Raw genomic sequence first — 12,360 nt, 5'->3', positions numbered from 1 at the left:
GATGGCAGGATTCTGGAGTAAACTTTTTAGTAGTGATGACAAACCATCAAGTGCACAAACAGCTAAAGATCGCTTAAAAGTTATCGTGGCATCTGAAAATGGTCTAGGTAAGCGTTTAAGCCAAGATAAAATTGATTTAATGAAAAAAGAAATCATGCAAGTTGTGAATCGTTATGTGCGTGGTGTAGATGAACAGCATATACAAATGTCGGTTCGCTCAGAAGCAAATATCGAAATGCTAGAAATGAATATCAATTTGCCTGAAGAACGTTAATCTGATTTTTGATTAGTCAAGCAAATTGAATCAGGGCAAAATATGAGAGTGGCAGAAATAGGCTATTAGCTATATTCCGCCCACTTGAAGCAGAGCTTCAAGTCTTGCGACTAGACAAAGCAGTGCTTCGCTCATCTAGTCTCATATTTTGCCCTTTTTTATTGATTAAAAATACCAAGGAGATTGTGATGGCATTATCACAGCCAGCCACGTTCAATGAAGAATGGTCAGACGAGCGTGTTTTTGCCTATTTAAATCAGTTACCTCCTGAAGGTGTAAACGCTGATTTTCATGTTCTCTATCATGCTTTTAAACATATGCGTGCTAATGACTATGAGCGTTTACTCACTAAATTTATAGCAGATGGTCGAGATCTTAACGCTCAAAATCCTGAAGGCAAACGTATTCATGATGTGATCGCAGAATTCCCACGCCAAAGTGCAGAATTCCTTGCTGTTTTAGCAAAATTTGCCTAAAAACAGATAAAAAAGCCTGCTTGAGCAGGCTTTTTTGATTTAAATCTATCTTATACCTGTTAAAAAATAGTTTCGTATTAAGGTTACTTATACGTTTGGGTGAAACTTAGATTATTTCCATTGCCAACCCAATGCAATAGCACCACCAACATCACCTTGTGAACTTGCGGTTCCAGATGCTTTATAGACAAAGCGATTCGTTTCAGAAACCCCACTAAATCCAATGGCAATACCTTGCTCACCATCCCATGTACCAGCAGCTGCACTGAACATACTTGCACCAGCATAAGTTGGCTGGGGTAATGAAGCGACAGCCAAAGACGCTGCAATAGCTGCTCGAGTGTCACGTCGTTCATCGGCAAAACTCTGTTCTAAAGCATTTACACGTCGACTAGTATACTCATTGGCCTGATTCAATATTTCATTGGTTCGTATATTCGTATATTCCTGTGCATCGCTCAAAACTTGCTGATCTGCTTGACGCATTTGTTTTACATTGACTGCGTCGGTATCCGCTGTACCTGCTGCCACATTAACAATTTGGCGCTGTTGCGTAGAGGAACCCACTGAAACCGTATTGTCCCGATCGGTAGACGAAGCATTTCCTAAAAGAACAGCATTATTTGCGTCAGACGTTATATTATTCCCAAGAGCTACAGTACTATTTCCTGAAATATTGTTGAAATTACCAACTGAATGCGTATTTTCACCCGTAACCGTATTGTGATTTCCTAAAGCTGTTGCATGTTCACCAGCGACTTGTGATTCAGCCCCAATTACAATACTCTCACGACCCGATACTACTGATGAACTTCCGATTGCAAGAGCATCTTCACCTGTTGCATTTGGTAATATTGCATTTTCACTAGGATTTGTTCCAACAGATATTGCGACAGTTCCACCACTAGCCAAAGACGTTAGCCACTGTTGTTCGGTGCCATTAAAGCCATTTTGTACAGCAATCTCAAAAGCACTAAAACCTTGATCACCTTTGTCACCTTTGTCACCTTTGTCACCTTTTAAGCCTTGAAGTCCTTGATCACCTTTATCGCCCTTGTCGCCTTTTAAGCCTTGAAGTCCTTGATCACCTTGATCTCCCTTATCACCTTTCAATCCTTGAGGACCTTGGTCACCTTTATCTCCTTTGAGTGACGTCAGCCAATCTTGCTCTGTTCCTACAAATCCATTATTCACCGCCACTTGGTAAGCACTATCACCTTGTGGTCCTACACCGCCACCAGGTCCACCGCTTGCACCTGGTATACCTTGATCCCCTTTGTCACCTTTCAACCCTTGTGGACCTTGATCACCTTTATCTCCCTTATCGCCTTTTTCACCTTTTAATGATGTAAGCCAATCTGTTTCAGAGCCCTCAAATCCATTACTCACAGCAACCTCGTACGCACTTGGTCCAGCTGGTCCAGTGGTACCTGTACCTGTTTCACCACCAACACCATTATTTTCGAGTGCAGACACTCGGTCTTTTAACGCTGTAAATTCAATATCAATCCCTCTAATTGTTTGATTTACGTTTTGGTATGTAGAGCCTTGCATTTCAAATGAAAGGGGCATCACACTCCCCTGAAACATAGTCACCCCAGTACCCAGAATTCTTTGTAAACTGGCTGTCAATTGATCAACATTAATAGCATCATGAGTATCTAATCCCCATGCTAAGTTCATGATTCGGCGTTTTAATTGATCACTACCGACTGAAATAACATTCTCTCGATCTGCAACCGATGCACTACCTAAAGCAACAGAGTTGCTCGCATAAACCTGACTCAGCTCACCAATCGCGACTGACTCTCTTACGGATGTATAATTTGGTCCTGGTCGAATAATAATAGAACCACCGACAGCCACATTAGTGTGACCTTGCACATTACTGTTGGAGGCAAATATATGAGAACTCGTCGCGCCAACCTCATTAAATCCACCAAAAATCATCGAGCCATTAGTGTTGACGTCGTGAATATTATTCATACCAACAACAACAGATTTTACAGACGAGTTTAAATTTGAAATACCTATAGAGATACCCCCTTCAGCAGTATTTGAACTACCGATCGCAATACTCCCTTCCCCCTTAACCACTTGATTATTACCAATGGCAATATTACTTGTATGATGCGTTGTGTTTTGATTTCCAATGACCACATTATTTTGCGTTGTCGTTACAGCGTTTGGTGTCACCGTATTATTCAAACCAAAAACAGTATGATTCATCCCAATATTGACGTTATTGCTTTGTCCCATAACCACACTGTTCGGTGCAACCACTGAGTTATTTTCACCACAGATGAAAGATGTAGTGTCTGAATTCGTTGCTGTGCCTGTTGAACCCTCACATTCATCAGCTTGCACCTGACTCGTCATTGCGGTTAATGCCCCAATTAAAATCAGATAACCTGTCGTCATTCCAATATTTTTTAAAGATTGTGTAAAACGTGTACGTCCAAGTTCCCCTGTTACGACTAATTTTCCATTACGATTACGGATAACTCGGTATATATGGTTCATGTAATTCCCCTTAGTTTTTGACATGGTCATGTCACTTGCAGGTTTTCCATAGTTTGCAAGAAAGACCTTTTATAATGAGGAAAATCAAACCATAAAGCTGATAATCTAGAAGCCCCCCTTTAAGGGGGGATGAAAAAAATATTTTTGTGAAAAAATGATTAATATTTACTTTTTTATCTCAATTTTTTTAAAAAAATCTATAATTTGAATTTGTTATAATCAAAACAGTTCAATCGAAGATGAATTCAATAAGTTTTCGTAAAAGTGATCGAACAAGGCTCGGCACCCTCCATCGCCTGAGAAATCTTTGCTGTACTCAACTTCCGCTCCTTACCATTGCGCCCAGTATTTTTGACTATTTGAATTTTTTGATTCCACATGATGCCTACGGTATGGCACTGACCTATCCAAATGGTGAACCTTATATACTGTTTTACAAAAATCTTAACCCTCAGTCGATGAGGTATGTCCAAGAAAATACTGAATTATTCTTAAACTTAAAAACCGAAAGCCATATCCGCTGGCTCAACTGCCCTATGTTACCCAAAGTCGGAAATCTTTTACGCCCAGATGATCCGTATTTTCATAGCTTAACCTACCAGATGATTGTGCGCCAAAGCGGTCTTCACCATACACTAGATCTAAGATTAGAACGCAATCATATTCCTGCAGGAGGTATTACCCTCTATAGGCGTATGTCACAACCCTTCCAATTACAAGATCATCGTTTATTAGAACAAGCTGGTGTCTATATCGAATATGCGCTTAACAATCAAATGGAGGATGGCGACGATGTAATTGAATCAGATCAAGCGTTGTTAATCGTGAATTCTCAAAATGATTTAGTCATGATGACTGATGCTGCAAAGGATTTACTGAATCTCTTCCCGATACATTATGAATTTTGGGAACCATATAAAGCGTTGCCAAAATCATGCTATCAAGTCATCAATGAGCTTAAATATGGGCAACAAATCCCCAAGCTTAGTTTGACCATTCCTAATGGAATATTAACCCTTCGTGCTGAATGGTTAAGTAGTCAAAATACAACCGATACAAATATCGCCTTATACTTAAAGCGCTCATTACCACGCTCCCTCATTATTTTAAAAAAACTAGAAGCACTTGATCTATCACCCAGAGAATGCCAAGTGGCTTTTTCGTTAATTACAGGCATGAATAAAAGTGAAATTTTACAAAAATTATCCATTAGCCCTGCGGTATTTAAAGATTGTGTCAAGTCAGTTTATCAAAGCTTGAATGTTCACTCTGTGAGTGAACTGATCACATTTGCCAGCCAATGGACTACCCCCAAAAACAACACTTTTTTGAGTTAAATAAAAAAAAGCAACCTATGGTTGCTTTTTCTGAGTCAGTCTTCGTTAAACTAAAATTTCACGTTTACCATTTGCGCCCATTGCACTCACGATACCGTTTTCTTCCATTTGGTCAATAATACGTGCGGCACGATTATAACCCAGACTAAACTTACGCTGTAAAGATGAAGTGGATGCTTTGCGGGTTTCTAAAACAAAAGCAACACATTGATCATAAAGTGCGTCACGGTCTGAAGCACCATCCCCATCTTCAAAGCCACGTGATGCTGGCTCTTCATCAAATGGGGTGAGAATTTCATCCACATAGTTTGGTGCACCACGCTCACGCCATGCATCACAAATACGATTCACCTCATCATCGGCAATAAATGCACCATGCACACGCTCAGGCTCAATTTTACCTGGTCCTAAGAACAGCATATCACCATGTCCAAGCAAATCTTCTGCACCACCCGCATCCAAAATCGTACGCGAGTCAATTTTAGAGTTTACACGTAGCGCAACACGCGTCGGTATATTCGCCTTAATTAAGCCCGTGATTACATCGACGGATGGACGCTGTGTCGCAAGTAATAAATGAATGCCAGCAGCACGTGATTTTTGAGCTAAACGAGTGATCATTTCTTCCGCTTTCTTACCCACCTGCATGATCATATCTGCGAATTCATCTGCAACAATCACAATCGAAGGCAATGGTGTAAGTCTAGGTGCACGTTCTCCAGCAACTGACTCACTGGCTTTCCAAGTTGGATCAAATAGATCTTCACCATTGGCAATTGCTTCTTCAACTTTACGGTTATAGTCACTCAATTTACGTATTTTTAAGAACGACATCAGCTTATAACGACGCTCCATCTCATTCACACACCAATTTAAAGCACTGACTGCATCTTTCATGTCAGTCACAACAGGCGTGAGTAAATGCGGAATATCGTTATAGTTCGCCAATTCAAGTTGTTTAGGATCAATCAAAATAAGGCGCAATTGATCTGGCGTATATTTTAAAAGCATCGATAGAATCATCGAGTTTACAGCAACAGATTTACCTGAACCTGTGGTACCCGCAACCAACATATGTGGTGCCTTGCCCAACTCAGTAATGACTGGGTTGCCAGAAATATCTTTACCCATGGCCATGGATAAGATTCCATCTGGATCCTTAAATTTTGGAATTTGTACCAATTCAATCAGGCGCACCATCTCACGTGTACTATTCGGAACTTCAATGCCAATGTAAGGTTTTCCAGGGATCACCTCAACAACACGTACTGATGCCATCGACATTGATCGTGCTAAGTCACGAGAAATATTAGTTACTTTCGAGGCTTTCACACCAGGCGCAAGATCCAGTTCAAATCTGGTCACGACAGGACCCGGTTGAGCTTCAATCACTTTCGCTTTGACATTAAACTCTTGTAATTTAATTTCTAACAGTTCTGATAATCTTGATAATTGCTCTGCAGTGAAGTTTACTTTTTTGTTTGGGTCTACTTCATCAAGTAAATCCAAACCAGGAAGTGGTGATAAATCTTTACGGCGCTCTGCAACTTGCATTGCACGAGACATTGGACGACCAGCAGCATCTGTTAATGGCGCATCGAAATCAAACTCATCCTCTTCAACTTCGGGCTTACCTACCGTTTCTTGCCAAGCTTCTCTAAAAGCATCCTTATCTGAAGATATACGTTGTTTTTCCTCATCACTCACTTTAGCAACAGGAATTAATGATCCCTCTTGCTCAACCATATTTTGTGGTGATGGAGCAATAATACCTTGCTCTGATTCATATTCTGCGACTGTATCTGACTTAGGTGAAGTCATAAATTTAATATTTGGCGTCACCAAATTTGGACGCTTGACCTCTGGATTAGACAAAGCTTCTGCTTCATCCGCAAGTGATGCAAGACCATCAAGCTCAGAAGCTAACAGATCTGCTTTAGTGATCGCTTCCGCCGCTGCGCTCGATTGACTTGCGTATACAGCACTTGCACCAATAGCTGAGGTATTTTGGATTAGGGATGCTGTATTTTGATCATCAGCAGATTGACCTGAAGGATTTGTTTGATGATGAAAAGGAGTATGAATATCTTTGGCGTGCTGTCCTTGTGGAACAACTTCAAGCAATTCATCAAAGATTTGATCATCATTCCAGTCCAAAGCAGTATCTTGAACAGTTGAGCGCTGCTCTACTCGAACGTTTTTACTTAATTCATTAATTTCTGAAGTACGTTGATCAAGCTGATCCTCCTCTGCTGCGCGCAAAAGCTCATCAATTTCTCTTTTATGATCTTCATCGCTATGCAAGGCTTTCCAAACTTCACCCGTTGGAACAATACGTTGACTCTCACGCTCTAACTCATGCGCTTTCGCGATGGTACGCTCGAGCTCTGCCTCATCATCTTCATCAAAACGATGATTTTGTTGAGACTCTTGGAAACGCATATCTTCAAATAGTTTTTCAGCAGTACGTTCATGACGCGCTTGTAATTGATCTATTTCTTCTAAATGACTGACATCATTGAGCTCAGCTTGATGAGGGACTGGAGCTGAATCTTTTACAGGAGGTTCAATTTCTTTTTTCGCTTTTGGCTGAGTCGTCAAATCATAAGCTGATTCAGTCTCAGGTACATTTTTATAGAATAAATCTTGCAAATAAGCGGGTGTCGCCTTCAAAGTAGACCATGTCTTGTTCCACTGAATACCAAAAGCCAGTGTGATTAGAACGATGCTAAGTACGATCAGAAAAAAAACGGCGCCATAAATCGTCAAAAGCTGTTTTAAACTCTCACCCAATTCGTAACCAATGATTCCACCTGAAGCGTTAGCAAGCGTATCTGCAGGCACTGACCAAAGTAAATAAAACAAACTCGCGACGGTAAGTAGAATGAAAAATTGAGCAGCAAAACGAAATGGACGACTCAAAAAACTTCTTGGCCACCACACTTGAATCGCTTCAATGAATAAATAAATTGGGATCAGTAAACTTGCCCAGCCCAGAAATCCAAATAAGAGATCTGCAATCCAAGCACCTGCGACACCACTTGCATTTGAAACTTGTTGAGTATCACTCGAAATATGCATCCAACCCGGATCAAATGGCGTATAAGTCACTGTTGCTAAAAACAGATAAATACCAAATGATATTAAGAAGAATGTTAAAACTAAGCGCTGTGCATATACACTCGACACCGCAGTCATATACTGTCCTGTAAACGATTATTCATTAATGTTCTAATGTTGAAATGGAACAATTTCTTCATTATAGAAAACTTACTATTATGCACCTGTTCATAAAAAAAAGGTGCAGCTTTCTAAGGTTTCCTTGTTAACACTTTTAACTATATAGCTCAATTCGATTTAGTTGATCAATATAATCCACATTCATTCCACACAACTGTGGTGAAGTTTCACGTATAATTTTCAGTAAATCGATATATCAAATTAAAAGGATGCTTATACATGAGCGCTCGTCACTCAAGATTGATTATTTTAGGTTCTGGTCCTGCAGGTTATAGCGCAGCTGTATATGCTGCACGAGCAAATTTAAAACCAACTTTGATCGCTGGTATGCAATTGGGTGGTCAGCTCACCACAACTACAGAAGTTGATAACTGGCCAGGTGATCCTGAAGGCTTAACAGGTCCTGCTTTAATGGAGCGTATGCAAGCTCACGCAGAACGTTTTGGTACTGAATTGGTTTACGATCACATTAACGAAGTTGACTTAAATGTACGTCCATTCGTTTTAAAAGGTGATATGGAAGAATACACGTGTGATGCTTTGATCATTGCAACAGGCGCTACGGCTCAATACTTAGGATTAGAATCCGAAGCTGCTTATATGGGTCAAGGTGTGAGTGCGTGTGCAACTTGTGATGGTTTCTTCTATAAAAATCAAAAAGTCATGGTTGTCGGTGGTGGTAACACTGCGGTTGAAGAAGCGCTTTATTTATCAAACATTGCTTCACATGTAACACTTGTACATCGTCGCGATAAATTACGTTCTGAAAAAATCCTTCAAGATCATCTTTTTGCAAAAGAGAAAGAAGGCAAAATCAGCATCATCTGGAACCATGAAGTTGAAGAAGTACTTGGTAACCCTCAAGATGGCGTTACTAGTGTTCGTTTGAAATCTACAACTGATACTACAACACAAAACGTTGAAGTGACTGGATTGTTCGTCGCTATAGGTCACAAACCTAATACTGCAATGTTTGAAGGTCAGCTTGAACTACGTGATGGTTATATCCAAGTTCAAAGTGGTACACGTGGTAATGCAACTGCGACTTCTGTTGAAGGCGTATTTGCTGCAGGTGATGTTGCAGACAATATCTACCGCCAAGCAATTACATCAGCAGGTTCAGGTTGTATGGCTGCTTTAGACGCTGAGAAATATTTAGACAACTAATATTTATTTAAAAACCCAAAAAACCACCTTCGGGTGGTTTTTTTATTCTTTCAACTTGGCATAATCATTTTAAACATTTTTATCTTCGGTTTTTCATTATTATTTTTAGAACTTAATCCCTATGCTCCCTCCTTCTGAATTTATTTTCCCTAATCCAATTGAATCCGATCCCGAAGGTCAAGGCCTAATCTGTATAGGTGCTGACCTCTCCCCTTCTACATTATTTGAAGCTTATACACATGGTTTATTTCCTTGGTTTTCCGAAGGTGAGCCGATCTGCTGGTGGAGTCCAGAACCTCGCTGCATTATCTACCCTTCGTCATACCATCCAAGTAAATCACTCATTCGTAACATGAAAAAACATGATTATACGATTACCATTAACCGTGATTTTGAACATGTGATACGTTCTTGCTCATTACCACGAAGTTATGCCAATGAAACATGGATTAATGAAGATATCATTCAGGGTTACTGTTCATTATTTGAGTCAGGCTATGCATATAGTGTCGAAGTACGCAGAGAAAATTCGATTGTCGGCGGGCTGTATGGTGTCTCTATAGGTCAGGGTATTTTTGGTGAATCCATGTTTAGTCGAGAGACTGATGTTTCAAAAATGGCTTTTTATACCCTCATGTTGATCAGCCTTGAAAACCAGGCACCCTGGGTTGACTGTCAATTGGTGAATGATCATCTCATGAGCTTAGGTGCTTGCACAATTTCTCGCCAAGACTACCTTAATTCGTTACAAGATGTGATAAAACAGCCTCAGATTGATTGGCAAAAGTATAAAGACGGTGTATTTTCAAGTAAAACAATAGCATTTGATCAACGACTCATGGATTGAGAAATAGGAGGGACAATATGAATTCTTATCAACCCCAGTCCCTATTAAATGAACTGCAGTATTACATTACACCACCGCATGACTGCAGTTATCTTCCCGAGAAATCAGCACGGATGGTCTTTTTAGATCCTGCTCATAAAATCGACGTTGTAACTTTATCAGAATTGTCTCGTGTAGGATTTCGAAGAAGCGGAGATTTTGTCTATCGACCTGAATGTCATTTGTGTCGACAATGCCTTTCATGTCGTGTACCTGTTGATGATTTTAAAATGAACAGTCAACAAAAGAAAGCTTGGAAACGTAATCAAGACTTAGAAGTTAGAATAACCCAAACTCAAGATGCTACTGATTTACACTATCAACTCTATGAACGTTACATCAATGAGCGTCATTCAGATGGAGATATGTTCCCCCCTAGCTATGATCAATTCGAGAAGTTTTTGATTCACAGTTGTAGCAATAGTTTCTTTATAGAACTTTGGAAAGATAATCGACTCATTTGTGTCTCAACCTGCGATGTATTAGATGATGGAGTATCCGCCGTCTATACATTTTTTGATCCAGATGAATCCAAACGTTCTTTAGGTGTTTTTGCAGTCCTTAAGCAAATTGAATATGTAAAGCAGCACAATCAAGAGTTTGTATATTTAGGATATTGGGTACCCCATTCATTCAAAATGAACTATAAGTCCCAATATGCGCCTTTTGAATTATTACTGGATGGTCAATGGCGACGTGTTAATAAAATGCTCAGCAACGAAGAAATCGATCAATTAGGTCATATGCTGATGACGACACTTCCCTCTGAATGGAATAACTTTATTGTAAAGTAAGGTATTGAATTTTGTCACTTGAATAAATCTGCAAAATTATCACTGCATGCCTTTACCATAATGATGGCATGCTCTTTTCCACCATCTAATGTTGGATAATAGTTTTTACGCATATCAATTTGATGAAATCCGGATTTCTCATATAGCGCAATCGCAGCCTTATTACTTTCTCGGACCTCTAAAAAGATTTGTACAGGATCATTATTGAGTTGAGCCATTGAAGCTGCAAGCAATTGATATCCCAACCCTTTTCCACGCATCTTCGGATGAACTGCCATCAACAGCAAATTCGCTTCATCCAATACAGGCTGTAAAATACAGAAACCAACAACACGATTCTGGTATTCAATCACTGTAGATTGATATGAATCAACCGCTTCTAAAAATTGTTTTTTTGTCCAAGGATGCGTTTGCCCCAAACTTTCAATTTCATATACCACCTCAACATCTGATGTCAGCATCGGTCGAATCATAATCACTACATTACATTTTTTAAGTGAGTACATTATAGAAAGTTCGAAAATAAATGAAATAAAAAAAGGCAGCTTACGCTGCCCGAATGCACAAAAGTAAATACTTAAAAACCGAGTTTTGCTTTCCATGTTGCCAATAAACCCACGGTATCCAAATCATTCGGATGGAAGCCTGGTTTAAAATAAGCCAACATTTCCTTACCCATACCAGAAATAATGCCTTTAGATGGACTATATCCATAGGTATAGATATCTTTCAAAGATGCAATATTTAACTGTTTATCGTCTTTCAATAAACGCGCTACAAAATAAGTCTGCACCATGAATAGCACAACCATTGCTGCCACTAAAGAAGATGTTCGAGCAAGATAAGATTTGATTCCTTTACCGAACACACCTTCAAATACATCATATGCGACAGCCTTATGCTCATTTTCTTCAATGGCATGCCAAGCCCACATCGTCGCCATTGTTTCATCAGTCATTAATGCTTGAATATGTTCGTTACGCAATAATTCTGAGGCAATGGTTGCTGTAAAATGTTCTAGCGCAGTCGTTCCCATCAGATCGATCATTTCTTGTGAAATACCAAATGGTTTCATAACGGTGCTAGCTGACTTACGAAAAGTTTGAATGACCGTATCTGTGGCTTTTTCAAGTGCAGCAACATCATGTCCAAATTTTTGTGCTGATGCATTAAAGCCAGCATGCTCATGTGTATGCATTGCTTCCTGACCAATAAATGCTGAAATCTCTTTTTGGAGATCTTCATTATCTTTAATGGCTGGATGTTGGCGAACTGCACGCACTGAATCGATAAAGAATTTTTCACCTGCAGGAAATAATGCAGATAACGCTGTCATGAAATGAGTTAATCCTGCTGAACCATTCATCCAATATTCTGGTACGTGATCAAAATCAAATTGCATACGACGTACTGGAAATGATGCACCGGCACGATTTGTAATATTTACTTTAGCATTCATTGCTGGACTCCTATTCGGGATCTATCCAAATCTAGTTTTATGATTCTTTTCATTACTTCATCTTAGTGATTTATTATTTTTATGATAAATGCCTTATAGGTCACATCATTATCAGTTAAGGACAGCTTACAATTCTTATTGTCTAACAATTTTTAGATTACATAAAAAACGCCCCAATGGGGCGTTTTTTCACACAATCAATAC

Annotated in this window: 10 protein-coding genes; 6 read left to right on the top strand and 4 right to left on the bottom strand. The window is 39.5% G+C overall.

The features are described 5' to 3' along the window. The first annotated feature begins 1 nt into the window (after position 1). Together minE and AC1M9N_RS12775 are read left to right on the top strand one after the other, a co-directional pair. Positions 2–274: a cell division topological specificity factor MinE gene (minE, locus tag AC1M9N_RS12780; RefSeq protein ID WP_035267388.1), complete on the top strand. Its 273-nt coding sequence runs from the start codon at positions 2–4 to the stop codon at positions 272–274. 188 nt (positions 275–462) lie between these two features. Then, positions 463–750: a PA4642 family protein gene (locus tag AC1M9N_RS12775; RefSeq protein ID WP_035267385.1), complete on the top strand. Its 288-nt coding sequence runs from the start codon at positions 463–465 to the stop codon at positions 748–750. A 111-nt stretch (positions 751–861) separates the two neighbouring features. Here the strand turns inward: AC1M9N_RS12775 and AC1M9N_RS12770 are convergent, their stop codons facing one another. Continuing rightward, positions 862–3,273 (bottom strand): YadA-like family protein, encoded by a 2,412-nt coding sequence (locus AC1M9N_RS12770; RefSeq protein WP_481954854.1) that lies wholly within the window; start codon positions 3,271–3,273, stop codon positions 862–864. Between the two features lie 239 nt (positions 3,274–3,512). On the opposite strand from AC1M9N_RS12770, the gene AC1M9N_RS12765 reads away from it, so the two are divergent. After that, the gene (locus AC1M9N_RS12765; RefSeq protein WP_481954853.1) at positions 3,513–4,610 is read left to right on the top strand and encodes a helix-turn-helix transcriptional regulator; all 1,098 of its coding nucleotides are present in this window, start codon (positions 3,513–3,515) and stop codon (positions 4,608–4,610) included. Between the two features lie 45 nt (positions 4,611–4,655). Here the strand turns inward: AC1M9N_RS12765 and AC1M9N_RS12760 are convergent, their stop codons facing one another. Further along, on the bottom strand, positions 4,656–7,808 hold the full coding sequence (locus AC1M9N_RS12760; protein WP_481596566.1) for a DNA translocase FtsK 4TM domain-containing protein: 3,153 nt from the start codon (positions 7,806–7,808) through the stop codon (positions 4,656–4,658). A 261-nt stretch (positions 7,809–8,069) separates the two neighbouring features. Here AC1M9N_RS12760 and trxB point away from each other — a divergent pair, with 261 nt between their 5' ends. The 3 genes from trxB (at position 8,070) to AC1M9N_RS12745 (ending at position 10,697) form a co-directional block, all read left to right on the top strand. Further along, positions 8,070–9,017 (top strand): thioredoxin-disulfide reductase, encoded by a 948-nt coding sequence (gene trxB, locus AC1M9N_RS12755; RefSeq protein ID WP_035267378.1) that lies wholly within the window; start codon positions 8,070–8,072, stop codon positions 9,015–9,017. Positions 9,018–9,132: 115 nt separating this feature from the next. Further along, positions 9,133–9,864, top strand: coding sequence for a leucyl/phenylalanyl-tRNA--protein transferase (gene aat / locus AC1M9N_RS12750; protein ID WP_481587889.1), 732 nt, complete (start codon positions 9,133–9,135; stop codon positions 9,862–9,864). A 17-nt stretch (positions 9,865–9,881) separates the two neighbouring features. Beyond that, entirely contained in the window at positions 9,882–10,697 is an 816-nt protein-coding gene (locus tag AC1M9N_RS12745; RefSeq protein ID WP_481608025.1) for an arginyltransferase, read from the top strand. Positions 10,698–10,711: 14 nt separating this feature from the next. On the opposite strand, the gene rimI is transcribed toward AC1M9N_RS12745, so the two are convergent. Further along, positions 10,712–11,170, bottom strand: coding sequence for a ribosomal protein S18-alanine N-acetyltransferase (rimI, locus tag AC1M9N_RS12740; RefSeq protein WP_481597975.1), 459 nt, complete (start codon positions 11,168–11,170; stop codon positions 10,712–10,714). A 104-nt stretch (positions 11,171–11,274) separates the two neighbouring features. After that, positions 11,275–12,156, bottom strand: a complete 882-nt coding sequence (locus AC1M9N_RS12735) for a metal-dependent hydrolase (RefSeq protein ID WP_035267371.1) — start codon at positions 12,154–12,156, stop codon at positions 11,275–11,277. Between the last annotated feature and the right edge of the window lie 204 nt (positions 12,157–12,360).

The organism is Acinetobacter sp. ANC_7655 (genome assembly GCF_056784015.1).
This window is presented reverse-complemented; position numbering and strand designations above follow the sequence as displayed.